Source organism: Thioalkalivibrio sulfidiphilus HL-EbGr7 (genome assembly GCF_000021985.1).
Classification (GTDB): domain Bacteria; phylum Pseudomonadota; class Gammaproteobacteria; order Ectothiorhodospirales; family Ectothiorhodospiraceae; genus Thioalkalivibrio_A; species Thioalkalivibrio_A sulfidiphilus.
In genome coordinates, this window is record NC_011901.1 from 3,119,724 (window position 1) to 3,134,924 (window position 15,201).

The 15,201-nt window shown below is 66.3% G+C and carries 14 protein-coding genes; 7 read left to right on the plus strand and 7 right to left on the minus strand.

Annotated elements, in window-relative coordinates; all coding sequences use genetic code 11:
• Positions 1-47: 47 nt before the first annotated feature.
• Entirely contained in the window at positions 48-437 is a 390-nt protein-coding gene (locus TGR7_RS14950) for a group III truncated hemoglobin (protein WP_012639512.1), read from the minus strand.
• A gap of 225 nt (positions 438-662) precedes the next feature.
• Here TGR7_RS14950 and TGR7_RS17305 point away from each other — a divergent pair, with 225 nt between their 5' ends.
• From TGR7_RS17305 to TGR7_RS14960, 3 genes are all read left to right on the plus strand, one after another.
• Entirely contained in the window at positions 663-932 is a 270-nt protein-coding gene (locus tag TGR7_RS17305; RefSeq protein ID WP_012639513.1) for a DUF2442 domain-containing protein, read from the plus strand.
• Between the two features lie 46 nt (positions 933-978).
• Positions 979-1,266 (plus strand): hypothetical protein, encoded by a 288-nt coding sequence (locus TGR7_RS14955; protein ID WP_012639514.1) that lies wholly within the window; start codon positions 979-981, stop codon positions 1,264-1,266.
• Positions 1,267-1,343: 77 nt separating this feature from the next.
• Positions 1,344-2,213, plus strand: coding sequence for a fructosamine kinase family protein (locus tag TGR7_RS14960; RefSeq protein WP_012639515.1), 870 nt, complete (start codon positions 1,344-1,346; stop codon positions 2,211-2,213).
• Positions 2,214-2,353: 140 nt separating this feature from the next.
• Here the strand turns inward: TGR7_RS14960 and TGR7_RS14965 are convergent, their stop codons facing one another.
• From TGR7_RS14965 to TGR7_RS14985, 5 genes are all read right to left on the minus strand, one after another.
• A complete protein-coding gene (locus tag TGR7_RS14965) occupies positions 2,354-5,704 on the minus strand; it encodes a mechanosensitive ion channel domain-containing protein (RefSeq protein WP_245522998.1) in 3,351 nt (1,116 codons plus the stop codon).
• 394 nt (positions 5,705-6,098) lie between these two features.
• Positions 6,099-6,980: an NAD(P)-dependent oxidoreductase gene (locus TGR7_RS14970; RefSeq protein ID WP_012639517.1), complete on the minus strand. Its 882-nt coding sequence runs from the start codon at positions 6,978-6,980 to the stop codon at positions 6,099-6,101.
• 178 nt (positions 6,981-7,158) lie between these two features.
• Entirely contained in the window at positions 7,159-7,776 is a 618-nt protein-coding gene (rsmD, locus tag TGR7_RS14975; protein WP_012639518.1) for a 16S rRNA (guanine(966)-N(2))-methyltransferase RsmD, read from the minus strand.
• A gap of 199 nt (positions 7,777-7,975) precedes the next feature.
• Positions 7,976-9,292, minus strand: coding sequence for a M16 family metallopeptidase (locus TGR7_RS14980; RefSeq protein ID WP_012639519.1), 1,317 nt, complete (start codon positions 9,290-9,292; stop codon positions 7,976-7,978).
• A gap of 150 nt (positions 9,293-9,442) precedes the next feature.
• On the minus strand, positions 9,443-10,843 hold the full coding sequence (locus tag TGR7_RS14985) for a M16 family metallopeptidase (protein ID WP_012639520.1): 1,401 nt from the start codon (positions 10,841-10,843) through the stop codon (positions 9,443-9,445).
• A 63-nt stretch (positions 10,844-10,906) separates the two neighbouring features.
• Between TGR7_RS14985 and ftsY the strand changes: the two genes are divergently transcribed.
• The 4 genes from ftsY (at position 10,907) to rpoH (ending at position 14,669) form a co-directional block, all read left to right on the plus strand.
• On the plus strand, positions 10,907-11,896 hold the full coding sequence (gene ftsY, locus TGR7_RS14990) for a signal recognition particle-docking protein FtsY (protein WP_012639521.1): 990 nt from the start codon (positions 10,907-10,909) through the stop codon (positions 11,894-11,896).
• Between the two features lie 69 nt (positions 11,897-11,965).
• The gene (gene ftsE / locus TGR7_RS14995) at positions 11,966-12,646 is read left to right on the plus strand and encodes a cell division ATP-binding protein FtsE (protein ID WP_012639522.1); all 681 of its coding nucleotides are present in this window, start codon (positions 11,966-11,968) and stop codon (positions 12,644-12,646) included.
• Entirely contained in the window at positions 12,643-13,623 is a 981-nt protein-coding gene (gene ftsX, locus TGR7_RS15000) for a permease-like cell division protein FtsX (protein ID WP_012639523.1), read from the plus strand. The genes ftsE and ftsX overlap by 4 nt, the downstream gene beginning before the upstream one ends.
• Positions 13,624-13,805: 182 nt before the next feature.
• A complete protein-coding gene (gene rpoH, locus TGR7_RS15005) occupies positions 13,806-14,669 on the plus strand; it encodes an RNA polymerase sigma factor RpoH (RefSeq protein WP_041442003.1) in 864 nt (287 codons plus the stop codon).
• A 318-nt stretch (positions 14,670-14,987) separates the two neighbouring features.
• Here rpoH and ccoS read toward each other — a convergent pair whose 3' ends face one another.
• Positions 14,988-15,197 (minus strand): cbb3-type cytochrome oxidase assembly protein CcoS, encoded by a 210-nt coding sequence (gene ccoS, locus TGR7_RS15010; RefSeq protein ID WP_012639526.1) that lies wholly within the window; start codon positions 15,195-15,197, stop codon positions 14,988-14,990.
• Between the last annotated feature and the right edge of the window lie 4 nt (positions 15,198-15,201).

Here is a 15,201-nt window from a genome sequence, read left to right on the forward strand (position 1 = left end):
CGCAGTTGCCTTTCCTTGCCACTTGAGACTTGCCACTAGCCACTTCATCAGCGCAGCTGATGATGCACCACGATCTGCCGCAGCCGCCCGGCAATGCCCTCCGCCATGAACACCCACTGCTCCGCCAGCCCCGGTTCCAGGTGCTCGGCGGTGGTGGCGCGGAAATGCTCCAGCCAGCGGTCGATGTCCGCGTCCTGAATCCCCAGCGGAAAGTGCTTGCCCACCATGTCCACCTGGGGCGGATGCTCCAGCCGCCCGCCCATGGCCGTGTACCAGAAATCCGAGATCCGGGCCTCGTGGCTGCTGAAGTCCTCGATATGGGCGAAGAAATGGCCCAGCTGCGCGTCGCTGCGCAGCTTGCCGTAGAAGGCATGGATCACGGCCTTGATGCGCTCATGGCCGATCTTGTCGCACAGGGGCTGCAGGGTTCGTTTCATAAAAGTTGAGAGGCCAAGAATGAAGGATGAACCCCTAATTCTACCCCGTAGCAGCCCGGGTCTCTCTGCGAACCGACACCGCCAACCTGGACGGGTTTGCTCCAGGGCTTCCGGACGACTAAAGTCGATGTGAGAAACTGATTGCATCAAGCACACCAGCCAACGAACTCCGTATCATCAGGGGTATTGTAGAATCAAACCATTCGGCACTTCTGGAGGCTTGGCATGGGTACTTTGGCGCTTAACGCTGACGAACGCGTCGCATCGGTGGAATTCTCTGAAGACTACCTGACGGTCAGCCTAAAGGACGGGCGCAGGATTTCTGTACCCGTCGAATGGTATCCGCGCCTTGCCCACGCGACAGCGCGTCAGCGCAACAACTGGAAGATCTGTGGCGGAGGCTACGGTATCCATTGGCCTGATCTGGACGAAGACCTCAGCACCGAGGGACTATTGCGAGGGGCGCCTTCGCCGAAAGCAGCGATTAGCCAATAAATAGTGAGGACATGGACTGGTACTATGTAAAAAATCAGCATACGGCATGGGCCAATCTCAGCGGAAAGAATTGATCGCCATGATCGGCCTGCCGATCCTGACGCTGACCCTGTATCTGCTCTGGATCTGGCCATCCCCACGCAGCACTTCCTTTTTCGTCGAACTGACCCCGTATCTCATCTGCCTGCTGACCGGGTTTCCTTTTGCCCTTGCGATCGGCAGGGCGGTACATCATCCGATCTTCATTTCACTGCTTTACCTGGTCATCGGGCTGGTCGCCACCTACAGCTATGCCATCGCCTTTCTTTGCGCAGTCCGCGATATCTGCCTTTGAACACTGGCGATACCGGGAAATCTTCAGGCACGATTGTTCTTCAAACTTCCGTCCTCGGGCTTCATCCTTTCTGACCCATGTCTCTCGAATCCCTGATCACACAGTCCACCGGCAAAGCCTTTCGTCTTGCGGATGAACGCGCGACCGGCGGCGGCTGCATCAACCAGGCCGCCGTCCTCACCGGCACCGACGGGCGCCGCTTTTTCGTCAAGCGCAACAGCGCCCGGCTCTCGGATATGTTTGCCGCGGAGGCTGAGGGGCTGCTTGCGCTCGCCGAGTCGCAGGCCATCCGCGTGCCGCTGCCCGTGTGCCACGGGGTGGAGGGCGCCCAGAGCTTCCTGGTCATGGAACTGCTGGAACTGGGTGGACGCCTCGACCCTTCTGTCTTCGGCGAGCAGTTGGCACTGATGCACCGGCACACCGCCGGGCGCTTCGGCTGGCACCGTGACAACACCATCGGCGCCACGCCCCAGGTGAACACCTGGCGGGAGGACTGGATCGGCTTCTGGCGCGAGCAGCGCCTGGGATTTCAGATCGACCTGGCCATGCAACGGGGCGGCGGCAGCGGTCTCCAGGATGCGGTGCGCAGGCTCATGGAGGCCCTGCCCGGCTTCTTTGACGGCTACAGCCCGGTGCCCTCGGTGCTGCACGGCGATCTGTGGAGCGGCAACTGGGACGCGGACCGGGAAGGCAACCCGGTGATCTATGATCCGGCGGTGTACTTCGGCGACCGGGAGACGGACCTGGCCATGACCGAGCTGTTCGGCGGCCCGGGGCAACGCTTCTACGACGCCTACCACGCCGTCTGGCCCATCGACCCGGGCTACCGGGTGCGCAAGGACCTCTACAACCTCTACCACCTGCTCAACCACTACAACCTGTTCGGCGGTGGCTACGCGGGTCAGTCGGAGCGGCTTGCCAGGCGCCTGCTCAGCGAAGCGCGGTGAACCGGCCGGGGTTCGAGGTGGCACGCGGAGATCGCAGAGGCGCAAAGAGCGCAATGAGTTTTTGATTCCCTTCTCTTTGCGTTCTCTGCGTCTCTGCGACCTCCGCGTTCACATCACCAAACCGTCCTGATAAACGATGCTCAGGTCGCCTGCGGATCCGGCCTGGGCGGTTCCGGGTGCCCCTGACCCGCGCGCTTGGCCGGGGGCAGGTCGCGCACGTGGATGTCCATCTGCGGGTAGGCGATCTCGATGCCCTTGTCGCGGAACGACTTGATGATGCTCCGGTGCAGCTCACTGATGGTGATCAGCCGGTCCTTCATCGCATTGACGTAGACCCGCAGCTCGAAGCTCAGGGCGCTGTCACCGAACTTCAGGAAAAACACGGTCGGCGCCGGCTCCTTGAGTACCAGCGGGCTCTCTTCGGCGATGGTCTTCAGGGTGCCCATCACCTCGTCCACGTCGGCATCGTAGCTCACGCCCACCGGGATCACGATGCGGGTCATGGTGTCTGAGAGGGTCCAGTTGATCAGGCGCTCGGTGATGAAGTTCTTGTTGGGCACCACGATCTCCCGGTTGTCCCAGTCGACGATGGTGGTGGCGCGGGTGCGGATGCGCGCCACGGTGCCGCTGTATTCACCGATGGTGATGGTGTCGCCGACGCGCACCGGGCGTTCGAACAGCATGATGATGCCCGAGACGAAGTTGGCCACCACCTCCTGCAGGCCGAAGCCCAGGCCCAGGGTCAGGGCCGCGACCATCCACTGCAGCTCGCTCCAGCGCAGGCCCAGCAGGGAGAACACGCTGATCACCGCGATCACCGCCAGCACGTAGCGCAGCAGGGTGGTCACGGTGTAGCGGTCCGAGGCGTCCATCTGGGTGCTGCGCGAAAGCAGGATCTCCACCAGGCCCGGCAGGTTGCGCGCCGCCAGGGTGAAGATCACGCCCAGGAAGATCGCCAGCAGGAAGTCCTGCAGGCTCACGCGACTCAGGATCTCGGCATCACCCACGGCGATGGTGCGTGACCACAGGGTCACGCGCTCCAGCCAGGTGAGCGCGGGCAGGATCTCCGCCCAGACCCACAACAGTCCGAGCACCAGGGCCGCGCCCGCGGTGACCCGCAGCAGCGAGCGGGTCTGCTGATTGATGTTTTCCAGGCTCAGATGGGGCTCGGGCATGTCGAGCACCGCGCCCTCGCCCACGGCCGCGCTGCCCTCCAGGGCCGCGGCCTTTTCCCGCTGTTCGCGCATGCGGCGCAGGACCAGTCGGGATTCGCTGAGCAGAAGCGCCCGCGTCGCGAAGCTGTAGCCCAGCCATACGGCGGCCACCACGATCACCGTGTTGATGGTGCGGTCCAGCAGCACCGCCACGGTGAGCAGGTAGCCGGCCAGGGTGAGGCCCATCAGCACCAGGGTGAACGCCGCCAGCGCGAAACGCACCAGGCGACGCCGGCGCTCCTGCTGCTCGGTCGCCTCGGACTCCGTCCTCGGTGCCAGCATCTGCCAGGCGAACAGGCCGGACAGGAAGGTCGTCGCCAGCAGACCGATGCGGCCGAACACATCGGGCAGCAGCTCGTTCGGGTGACCGAAGGTCAGGGCCAGGAACGCCGCCATGAGCAGCAACAGCGGCATGTACCAGGTCAGGTGCCGGCGCAGGCGGCGCACCACCAGCGGGTCCCACTGGAAGTGGGCCATGCCGACGCCCTTGCTACTGGAGAACAGCAGGAACAGGTGACCCACCAGCCACCAGAGCGCGGCACCGAACAGCACCACGGCCAACACCTCCACGCCCGGACCGATATCCGGCAGCTGCTGCAGGCGATAACCGGTGGAGGCCAGCAACACCGGCACGGGCAGGACGCGCAGCAGACTCCAGCCCACCGCCTGGAAGGTCAACCCCATGCGATCACTGAAGGGATGCGCGGTCTTCTCCGCGATCTGCGCCAGTTGCTGGTGGGTGCCGCGCCCGCCCAGGAACAGCAGCGCCGCCAGGAGCAGGGTCAGCAGGGTACCCACCGGTGCGCCGAAGATCACCGAGAACAGGGCGCTGTGGATCTCGCGCCAGGCACCGGGGTCCAGCAGGATCAGCGTGGCCGGAAGAATGCGCTTGGCCCACTCCAGCCCGACGGGTTGATGGCTGGGCCACCAGAGCAGCGACTCGCGCAGGACCTCGGTCAACTCGTCCACGCGCTCCACCACGGTGCGCAGCCGCAGCTCGGCATTGCGCAGCTGTTCGGTCAGCTGTTCATCGGATTGCAGCTCGATCTCGATCACCTGGCGCTGCAGGCGCAGGATCTCGAAGCGGGCACGGTCATCGATGAACACCGGCGCCGGCGCCGGCAGTGCGCGCAACTCGTCGCGCACGGTGATATCGCGCAGCCGAGACTGGGCCAGCTCCCGCTCCAGATCGTGCAGCGTGAAACGCAGATCCGCGAGCTTGCGAACCCGCCGCTCCTCTTCCATGAGCAGGCCACCGAGCACATCGGTCAGGCCGCCGATCTCCAGGCGCTCACGGACGCCGGACAGGGTCTGGGTGAGGTCGGCCTCCAGCTGAGTGTAGCGCTCCCGCTCGACCTGCAGCGCACGCACACGGGACTGGACCTGGGCGATACGGTCGATGCGCTTGAGCAGGGCCTCGATCTCGGTGCTGAAGCGTTGCGCGGCCTCGGGTTCGCGCTCCGTCAGGCGCCGGATATCGTCACGCAGGGCGCGCAGTTCCTCACCGGAACGCTCCGCATACTCGGTGGACATCTGGGCGACGCGCTGGGCCAGCCACTGCACCTCGGTCTCCAGGACGCGCAGCTCAAGGCGCAGGATCTCCGTGCGTGGCGCGACCGTCTGCCCGTCCAGTTGCGCCGCGAGCAGGCGCGCCTCTGCCCGCCTCGCCTGGGCCTGCTCCCAGGCGGCCAGGGCATCTGAGAGTGCCGTTTCCTCCAGCGGCCCCCAAGGCATGGCCACAGGGCCGTCCGCGAGCCCCTGGCGCAGGCGCTCCAGCAGTTCCGCCTGGGTACGCGCCTGGGTGTCCAGGCGCTCCAGGGTCTGGCGCTTCTGTTCCTGCTCCAGCAACACCTGGGCGCGACGCCGCTCCAGGGTCGCGATATCCGCCTCGATGGCGGACAGGCTGGTGTCGTCACCGGTGCGCGGCTGGGTGCCGAGCATCAGGGTGATGCGCTGCACGGCCTCGTCGATGCGCTCTCCCGCTGAGCGGGCCAGTGCCGCCCGTTCCAGGGCGCCGCGCAGACGCTCGGCCCCTTCCGTCTCCAGGTCGATGGCTGCCTGCCACATGCCACGCTCCGCGGAGTCCTCGGCCGTGGCCGCCATGCGCTCGGCAAAGCGCGACGCCGGACTGGCCTCCAGCCAGCCCTCTGCCTGGGTGGTGTCGATCATCTCCGCCATCTGCACCAGGCGCGGGCGGTTGTCCTGGAGCGTGGCGCGCAGCTCCAGCAGCTGCTGGGGCGAAACCGCCGGCATGGCAGGGCCAACGGCCCCGTTCATGTCCTGTGCCGTGGCGAACGCGAACCAGGGCAGCAGAACGGCTAGGATCAGGAGACGTTGCAAGGTCTTCGACGGGAGGCGCATGTGAGGGTGGCGGCGTCAGGATTGGGGTGATCGGCCGATCGGATTCCCGGGGCGGAAAGGAGGAAGCGCTCATGGATCAATCGTGTGATGAAGATCCATAGCATAGTCCGGCACAGATTGGCGCGAAATGCCCTCAGGCAGGCAATGTGATGGGGTCGTTGTCCTGGGGGCTATCAGGGCATGTGCCCCGCCAGCGCAGTCACTTGTCTTTGGCGGCGTCGTGCTGAATGAATCGCCGGGAGCGATTCATTCAGCACGACGGGGTAAGGCGCATGGAAGCGCCGAACAAGCCTGACCTACGCCAGGGATCTTAAGTGCGGTCCGGCTTGCGCTGTTCCAGGCCGAGGTACAGGGCGGAGTAGTCTTCCTCGCCGTGCCCTGCGGCCATGACCCGTTCCAGGTTCTCCCGCACCGGCGCCAGCAGGCCCGCGTCCACACCCGCCTCACGGGCAGCCAGGGCCACCAGGTTCACGTCCTTGAGCATGTGCTTCACGGGGAAGTTGGGGTTGGAGAAATCCGCCTTGAGCATGCGTTCCAGCTTCTTGTCAAAGGTGGGCGCATAGAGGGCGCTCTCGCGCAGCATGTCCATGAACAGATCCACGGAGACCCCTTCGCGTCGGATCAGGGCGAGGCTCAGGGAGAAGGCGGTGGTGAGACTGGCGATCAGCTGGTTGAAGGCGAGCTTGAGCGCCGCCGCCTGGCCCACCCCGCCCACGTGCACCGGGTTCGGTCCGAAGGCAGTGAACACCTCTCGCCATTGCTCGAATGCCTCGGCCGAGTCCGCACCCACCATGACCAGCAGGGTCGAGGCCCTGGCCTCCGGAATGCTGCCCAGCACCGGCGCCTCCAGGTACTCGCCGCCCGCCTCGACCACCGCATCGCGCAGGTCACGGCTCTCGTTGGGCGCGATGGTGCCCATCTGGATCACCGTACGTCCGGCAAGCGCTGCGCGTGACGCGTCGGACAACAGGCTCGCCTCGATGGCCGCCCGGTCGCTGAGCATGAGCACCACCACCTCGGAGTCGGTCAGCACCCGGGCCGGCGAGTCGCACCACAGGGCGCCCGCTTCCAGCAGCGGCCGTGCCCGTTCACGGGTGCGGTTGTAGACCCGCAGTTCGTGCCCCGCGCGCAGCAGCGCCTCGCCCATGGGCACACCCATCAGCCCCGTGCCCAGCAGTCCGACCTTTGACATGTAGTTCCCCTAAAACCCGAAATACCTTGGTCCGCAAATGAACGCGAATAAACGCGAATTGATGCTCAAGCGCCGTGCCGCAAGGCCGGCAAAGATTTTGCCACGGACACAACGGAGTTATCTCAATGAAATGAGTTCAGGTCCTTGGGCGTTCGAATCTCTATCATTCCATTTGCGTTCATTCGCGTTCATTCGCGGACCCCATCCCGATCGGCGCCGTGAGGAGATGCGCGCTGTCGCCGGCGCGGCCTTCACGGGCGATGCGCCAGCCCTCGGGCAGTGCGGGCGGCTGGCCGGAGGCGGCGTATTCCACATACACCCGCGCGCCGGGGCGCAGGCAGCGTCCCCGGGCAAGGCCTGCCAGCGCCATGCTCAGCAGGTCGCTGTGAAACGGCGGGTCCAGGAACACCAGATCGAAACCCTCGTCGCAGCGCGCCAGGTAGGCAAGCGCGTCGGCGGCGATGACCTCCACCCGGTCGGCCGCGCCGAGCAGTTGCACCTGCTCGCGCAGGTGAGCCGCCACCCGCGGCGCCGCCTCCACCATCACCACCCGCGCCGCGCCCCGGGAGGCGGCCTCGAAACCGAGCCCGCCGGCGCCGGCGAACAGATCCAGGCAGCGGGCCCCGGGCACGATGCCCTGCAGCCAGTTGAACAGGGTCTCGCGCACCCGATCCGGCGTCGGCCGCAGCCCCGGCGCCGAAGGCACCGCGAGCCGCCGTCCGCGCCATTCCCCGGCGACGATACGCAAACGCCCCGGAGCACCGGGGCGTGGCTGGCTGGTGCGGCGTTGTTTCATGATGAGACAAGACCTCGTTCGCCGCAGAGGCGCGAAGACGCGGAGGAAAAAACAACTGGACAGGATTTACATGATTGACATGATTTCAAGGCAGAAGCTTCAAGGCCAATGGATCAAATCCTGTTAATCATGTAAATCCTGTCAGATCCCTGGATTTCTCTGCGACTCCGCGCCTCTGCGGCAAAACCATCCCCGCGCTTCAGCCCTCACCACCCACGATCACCGTGACCATGCGCTCCGGATCGAGGCGGCGCTGGAAGGCGTCGCGGATGGTCCGTTCATTCACGGACTCCACGCGTTCATTGAAACGGTCCAGGTAATCCAGGGGCAGGCCGTAGAAGCCCATCATCGCCAGGTTGTCCATCATGGCGCTGTTGGAGGCGATGCGCAGGGGGAAGCCGCCGGTGATGTTGAGCCTGGAGGCGCGCAGTTCGGTGCTGCTGGGGCCTTTCTCGCGGTACTCGGCGAGGATCTCCTGCATCACCTGGCGGGCCTCGTCGGCCTGGGCCACCTGGGTCTGTACGCCCATGATGAAGGGACCGTCCGCCTCCATGGGCATGAAGTAGCTGTACACGCTGTAGGCCAGGCCCCGGCGGCCACGCACCTCCTCGAACAGCCGCGAGGTGAAGCCGCCACCGCCGAGCACGTGGTTGCCCACGAACAGGGGGAAATAGTCCTCATCGCCACGGCGCATGCCCGGCTGGCCGATGAGCACGTGGGCCTGGGCCGAGGGGAAGGGCACGTGGATGGTGCGGGACTCCGTCAGGGGAGGCACCTCCGGCAACGGGGCCGCGGCACTGCCCTCGGGCAGCGCGGCGGCGATGCGCCCGGCGATGGCCTCGGCCTGGGCACGGTCGATGCCGCCCACCAGCACCAGCACGCCGTTGCGCGCCACGTAGAACTCCCGGTGGAAGCCCACCACCTGTTCCCGGGTGATGGCGCGCACGCCGGCCTCGGTGCCCAGGGGCACGTTGGCGTAGGGGTGATCACCGAACACCGCCTCGAAGAAGCTGCGCTGAGCCACCGAACCGGGTCGCTGGGCCTCGGCATCCAGGGCCACCAGGGTCTGGCGCCGGCCGCGCTCAAGATCCCTTTCCGGGAAGCGCGGATCGCCCAGCACGGTGGTGAAGGTGTCCAGGGCCGTCTCCAGCCAGTCGGCCTCCGTGAGCGTGCGCAGGCTCAGGTGTGCCATATCGCGCAGGGCATCCGAACCGAACTGCGCACCCACGGATTCGAAACGCTCGGCGATGGTGTCCGCGTCCCAGTCGCCGGCACCGGTGTTCAGCAGCCCGTTGGTGAGCCGCGCGAGACCCGGGGCGTCCCCGTCCCGGGCGCTGCCGGCGCGAAACACCACGCGCAGGTCCAGCATGGGCAGTGCCGGCGCGGGCATGAAGTAGACCTTGAGCCCGTTGTCGGTCTCCCAGTGTTCGATGGCCGGGTTGGCGTGAACCGGCGCGATGAGCAGCAACGCCAGGAGAATGCCGATCAGGATGCGCATGGATCCGAGTTGTTTCATGGATATACCTTGTGCTTCGTGCTTTGAGCTTTGTGCTTGGGAACTGCTGTCTCTCGTAGGTCGGGCTTCAGCCCGACAGCGGCGTCAGAGGACGCCACACATGTCGGGCTGAAGCCCGATCTACGCGCCTGACACCTCACGCCTGACGGCTTAGCGCAGGTGCCCCTCGAAAGTGCTCGGCGGGTTGTCCGGGTCGATGGGCAGCGGCTCCAGCCAGCCCACGGTGCGCCGGTCCACGTCGAAGTATTTCTGCGCCACCGCCTGCACCTGCTCGGCGGTCACGGCGCGTACGCGCTCGGCGATCTCGTCCAGGGTGCGCCAGCCCAGGCCCACCTTCTCCAGCATGCCGATCTGCATGGCCTGGCCTTCCACGGAATCCAGCCGGTAGACCTCCCGGGCCACCACCTGTGCCTTGACCCGTTCCAGTTCCGCCTCGGAGACCGGTTCGCGCTTGAGCCGCTCCAGGGACTCGGTGAGCGCCGCTTCCAGGTCCGCCAGGCTGGTGCCCTGGGAAGGGGAGGCACTGAGCATGAACAGGGTGTCGAGGCGGTTGAAGGGGCTGTAGCCGGCGCCGGCACCGGCGGCCAGTTCCTGCTCGCGCACCAGGGTGCGCGCCAGGCGCGCGCTCTCGCCGCCGTCCAGGATGCCGGCGGCCACCAGCAGGGCGTAGGGTTCCCAGTCCTCCTCGGCGGTGGGCAGCACCGGCACCTTGTAGCCCATGAGCACCGCCGGCACCCGAGCCGGTGCGCGCACGATGATGCGTCGCTCGCCGAGCTGGCGGGTCTCGGTCCGGGGCTTGATCTCGGGGAGCTCACGGGCCTTGATGGGGCCGAAGTAACGCCGCGCCATGCGATACACCGCATGCGGATCCACGTCGCCCACCACCACCAGGGTGGCGTTGTTGGGCGCGTACCAGCGGTCGTACCAGTCGCGCATGTCGGCGATGGTGTAGTGCTCGATGTCGGTCATCCAGCCGATCACGGGGATGCCGTAGGGGCTGTTCAGCCAGGCGGTGGCGTTGACCTGTTCGAACAGCAGCGCGTTGGGGTTATCCTCGGTGCGCAGGCGCCGCTCCTCCTTGACCACGCGCATCTCCTGCACGAACTCCTCCTCCGGCAGGGTGAGGTTGCGCATGCGGTCGGCCTCGAGCTTGAGCGCGATCTCCAGCCGGCCGGCGGCCAGCAGCTGGTAGTAGGCGGTGTAATCGCGGCTGGTGAAGGCATTCTCCCGACCGCCCTGCTCGGCGATGATGCGCGAGAACTCACCGGCCGGGTAACGCGCCGTGCCCTTGAACATCATGTGTTCCAGGGCGTGGGAGATGCCGGTGATGCCGCCGTGCTCATGGGCTGAACCGACCCCGTACCAGACCTGGGACACCACCACCGGGGCCCGGTTGTCCGGTTTCACCAGGATCTTCATGCCGTTGGAGAGGGTGAATTCGTGCACGCCCTGGGCGGAGGCATTGGCCGGGACATTGGCATGCGCGGCCAGGGGCGCTAGCGCCAGCAGAAGCGTCAGTAGAACAAGGTGGCAAAGCTGTGAGTACTTCATTTCCGCGTGTAGTCCCCGGTGGTAGGATGGGCGCTCTCGTGACTGCATAGACATCCAGGATCCATGTTCGGTTTCAGAAAAAATCGCCCCGAGGGCGAAACCAAGTCCCCGTCGCCTGCGCAAAGCGAGGGCCTATTCTCCCGGCTGCGCAAGGGTTTGTCCAAGACAGGCCAGGCGCTCACCGAGGGCATGGCCACCCTGGTCATGGGCCGCAAGGCCATCGACGACGAGCTGCTGGAGGAGCTGGAGACCCGCCTGCTCATGGCCGACGTGGGCGTGGAGGCCACCCAGCGCATCCTGGACGGACTCACCCGCCGGGTGGCCCGCAAGGAGCTCACCGACGCCGATGCGTTGTTTAAGGCCCTGCACGAGGCCATGACCGAGATCCTGGTCCCCGTGGCACACCCACTGCAGATCGATGCCAGCAAAAAGCCCTTCGTGATCCTGGTGGTGGGCATCAACGGCGCCGGCAAGACCACCACCATCGGCAAGCTGGCCAAGCGCCTGCAGAACGAGGGCCGCTCGGTGATGCTGGCCGCCGGCGATACCTTCCGCGCCGCCGCCGTGGAACAGCTGCAGGTCTGGGGCGAGCGCAACCGGATCCCGGTCATCACCCAGGGCAAGGGCGCGGATTCGGCCTCGGTGATCTACGACGCCGTGCAGGCCGCCAAGGCCCGGGGCGTGGACGTGCTCATCGCCGACACGGCGGGCCGCCTGCACACCCAGACCAACCTCATGGAAGAAATGAAGAAGGTGCGCCGGGTGATCCAGCGCCTGGATCCGGACGCCCCCCACGAGACCCTGCTGGTGGTGGACGCCGGCACCGGCCAGAACGCCCTGAACCAGGCCCGGGAGTTCCACCAGGCCGTGAACCTCACCGGACTCGCGGTGACCAAGCTGGACGGTACCGCCAAGGGCGGCATCGTGTTCGCCATGGCCGAGCGCATGGGCATACCGATCCGGTTCATCGGTGTCGGCGAAGGGATCGATGACCTGCGCACCTTCCGTGCCGATGACTTCGTCAAGGCCCTGCTGAGCACCGATGAACAGTAACGAGAGGCAAGAGACAAGATGCAAGTGAATTCAACAGCAAAACCTCTTGTCACTTGTCTCTGCCCCTTCATGATCCAGTTCCAGAACGTCGTCAAACGCTACCCCGGTGGACAGGAAGCCCTGTCCCAGGTGAGCCTGCGCATGGACGAGGGGGCCATGGCCTTCCTGACCGGGCATTCCGGCGCGGGCAAGAGCACCCTGCTCAAGCTCATTGCGCTCATCGAGCGGCCCACCCGGGGACAGATCACGGTCAACGGCCAGCACCTCAACACCCTGCCCCGGCGCAAGGTGCCCTACTTCCGGCGCGGCATCGGCATCATCTTCCAGGACCACCACCTGCTGCACGACCGCAGCGTGTTCGACAACGTGGCCCTGCCGCTGGTGATCCTGGGCTACCGGCGCCCGGAGATCGCCCGGCGGGTGCGCGCGGCCCTGGACAAGGTGGGTCTGCTGCACAAGGAGAAGGCCCAGCCGGTGACGCTCTCCAGCGGTGAGCAGCAGCGGGTGGGCATCGCCCGGGCGGTGGTGCATAAACCCGCCATCCTGCTGGCGGACGAGCCCACCGGCAACCTGGACCCGGCGCTGTCCCGGGAGATCATGGAGCTGTTCCTTCAGTTCAACCAGGTGGGCGTGACCACCCTGATCGCCAGCCACGATCTGGAACTGATCACCACCCTGGGCAAGCCCATCCTCAAGCTCCACGCGGGCAAGCTGGTGCACGCCGAACCGCAGCCGGAAATCGCGCCATGAGCCGCGCCCCGGCCCGCAAGGCGCGCCCCGCCCGGGGCAACGCGCCGCCCATCCACACCCGTTTCCAGGCCTGGGGGGTCAACCACGCCCAGGCCCTGGTGTTCAGCCTCGGGCGCCTGTACCGCAACCCCTTCGGCGCCGCGCTCACGCTCGCGGTGATCGCCATTGCCCTGGCCCTGCCCAGCGGCCTGTGGCTGGCGCTCAAGAACCTGCAGGCGGCCAGCGGCGACTGGGACCACGGCGCCCAGCTGTCCGTGTTCGTGGCCGACTCGGTGACCGACTCCGCCCTGGCGCAGCTGGCCGGGCGCATCCAGGCACTGGAGGCCGTGGAACGGGCCCAGCCGCTCACCCGGGAGGATGCCCTGGCGGAGTTCCGCGCCCTGTCCGGCTTCGGCGAGGCCCTGGACCTGCTGGACCACAACCCCCTGCCCGCCCTGGTGCTGGTGACCCCGGTGCCCGCCCACCAGGGACCCGCCGAGGTCCAGGCCCTGGCCCGCCAGCTGGAGGCCCTGGAAGGGGTGACCCAGGCCCAGGTGGACATGCAGTGGGTGCAGCGCCTCCAGGCCTTGCTGGAGATGACCCGCCGGGGGGTGGTGCTGGTGGCCATCCTGCTGGGGCTGGGGGTCTTGCTGGTGGTGGGCAACACCATCCGCCTGGACATCCTCAACCGGCGCCGGGAGATCGAGGTGGCCAAGCTGGTGGGGGCCACCAACGGCTTCATCCGCCGCCCGTTCCTCTACGGCGGTCTGTGGCTGGGCCTGTTCGGCGGCCTGCTGGCCCTGTTCATCGTGGGGCTCGCCCTGGTGCTCCTGAACGGCCCCGTGCAGCAGCTGGCCGCCCTCTACGGCAGCGACTTCCGGCTCCAGGGCCCCGGCTTCAGCGGCGCCCTGGGCCTGCTCGGCACCGCCGTCGCCCTGGGCCTGGGCGGCTCCTGGATCGCGGTGGGCCGGCACCTGCGGGAGATCGAACCGCAATAAGGCAAGTTCAAGATTCAACATTCAAAATTCAAAGGAAAGACAAGGACCTGCCACCTCACCACCTTTGAATCTTGAATCTTGAATCTTGAATTTTCCCTCCGGAACTCCCTCCCCCTTTAGCACTCTAATTCCGCGAGTGCTAAAATAGGCACCATTGAATGCATCAGGGGGTTTGACCACACATGACGTCTACAGCACTGATGAAAGGCGGCCCGCATCTGGCCATGCCGGTGGGCAGCCTGGACGGTTACATCCAGGCCATCACCCGCTTGCCGGTGCTGGATGCCGAGGAAGAACAGCGCCTCGCCCGTGACCTGCGGGACCGTCAGGACCTGGAGGCCGCCCGCAAGCTGGTGATGCACAACCTGCGCTTCGTGGTGCACATCGCCCGGGGCTATTCCGGCTACGGCCTGGGCCTGGGTGACCTGATCCAGGAAGGCAACATCGGCCTGATGAAGGCGGTCAAGCGCTTCGATCCGGAGATGGGCGTGCGCCTGATCTCCTTCGCGGTGCACTGGATCCGCGCCGAGATCCATGAATTCATCCTGCGCAACTGGCGCATCGTCAAGGTGGCCACCACCAAGGCCCAGCGCAAGCTGTTCTTCAACCTGCGCAGCGCCAAGCAGCGCCTGGGCTGGTTCAACAGCGAGGAAGTCAACGCCGTGGCCGACGACCTGGGCGTGACCCCGGCCCAAGTGCTGGAGATGGAGTCCCGCCTGGCCGGCCAGGACGTGAGCTTCGACCCGGCCCCGGCGAGCGATGAGGACGGCCCCAGCCTGTCTCCCGCCGAGACCCTGATCGACGAGTCCGGCGACCCGGCGGAGCGCCTGGAGGCGGACGACTGGGCGGCTCACCACGAGACCCGCCTGCACTCGGGCCTGGAGGCCCTGGACCCGCGCAGCCGCGACATCGTCGCCCGTCGCTGGCTGACGGAACAGAAGGCCACCCTGCACGAGCTGGCCGCCGAGTACGGCATCTCCGCGGAACGGGTGCGGCAGCTGGAGAGCAACGCCATGCGCAAGCTGCGGGCCAGCCTGGCGGCCTGAGTGCGAGACCCTTTCCCCGTAGGTCGGGCCTATCAAGCGCAGACACAGAGACACAAAAAAAGCGGCCCAATGGCCGCTTTTTTCATGGGGCTGCCTTGGCAGGCAGCCTGGCGAGATTCCTCAGCCGCCGAAGAAGATGACGGACAGGAAGCTCAGCCAGGACATCACGATCAGGGCGATGGTGAGTGTCAGGGGAAAATTCTCGAAACTGAACATGGTCTCAGCCCTCTGCTGACGGGTCCGGTGTGTCCGGACCATTTCGAACGGGCGGCGTCCAGACAGACCCCCACCCACATAACCGGGGCACATCCTAGACAATCAGTCGCCCCGCTTCAAGTCGTCCCTGTCCCCTGCCTCGCCCTGCTCCTCGTCCCGGGGGATCATGGGGTCGTCGTCATCCATGAGGATGCGGTGGGCCGGCCCTTCCAGGTCCTCGTACTGTCCGGAGCGCACCGCCCACAGGAAGGCGGCGATCACCACGGCCAGGAACACCATGCCAAGGGGAATGAGCAGGTAGAGGATATCCATGAAA

What these genes read in the sequence shown, in the direction of transcription:
- TGR7_RS14950 (WP_012639512.1), bottom strand. Translation starts at nt 437, where the DNA reads ATGAAACGAACCCTGCAGCCCCTGTGCGACAAGATCGGCCATGAGCGC.
- TGR7_RS17305 (WP_012639513.1), top strand. Translation starts at nt 663, where the DNA reads ATGGGTACTTTGGCGCTTAACGCTGACGAACGCGTCGCATCGGTGGAA.
- TGR7_RS14955 (WP_012639514.1), top strand. Translation starts at nt 979, where the DNA reads ATGGGCCAATCTCAGCGGAAAGAATTGATCGCCATGATCGGCCTGCCG.
- TGR7_RS14960 (WP_012639515.1), top strand. Translation starts at nt 1,344, where the DNA reads ATGTCTCTCGAATCCCTGATCACACAGTCCACCGGCAAAGCCTTTCGT.
- TGR7_RS14965 (WP_245522998.1), bottom strand. Translation starts at nt 5,704, where the DNA reads ATGAACGGGGCCGTTGGCCCTGCCATGCCGGCGGTTTCGCCCCAGCAG.
- TGR7_RS14970 (WP_012639517.1), bottom strand. Translation starts at nt 6,980, where the DNA reads ATGTCAAAGGTCGGACTGCTGGGCACGGGGCTGATGGGTGTGCCCATG.
- rsmD (WP_012639518.1), bottom strand. Translation starts at nt 7,776, where the DNA reads ATGAAACAACGCCGCACCAGCCAGCCACGCCCCGGTGCTCCGGGGCGT.
- TGR7_RS14980 (WP_012639519.1), bottom strand. Translation starts at nt 9,292, where the DNA reads ATGAAACAACTCGGATCCATGCGCATCCTGATCGGCATTCTCCTGGCG.
- TGR7_RS14985 (WP_012639520.1), bottom strand. Translation starts at nt 10,843, where the DNA reads ATGAAGTACTCACAGCTTTGCCACCTTGTTCTACTGACGCTTCTGCTG.
- ftsY (WP_012639521.1), top strand. Translation starts at nt 10,907, where the DNA reads ATGTTCGGTTTCAGAAAAAATCGCCCCGAGGGCGAAACCAAGTCCCCG.
- ftsE (WP_012639522.1), top strand. Translation starts at nt 11,966, where the DNA reads ATGATCCAGTTCCAGAACGTCGTCAAACGCTACCCCGGTGGACAGGAA.
- ftsX (WP_012639523.1), top strand. Translation starts at nt 12,643, where the DNA reads ATGAGCCGCGCCCCGGCCCGCAAGGCGCGCCCCGCCCGGGGCAACGCG.
- rpoH (WP_041442003.1), top strand. Translation starts at nt 13,806, where the DNA reads ATGACGTCTACAGCACTGATGAAAGGCGGCCCGCATCTGGCCATGCCG.
- ccoS (WP_012639526.1), bottom strand. Translation starts at nt 15,197, where the DNA reads ATGGATATCCTCTACCTGCTCATTCCCCTTGGCATGGTGTTCCTGGCC.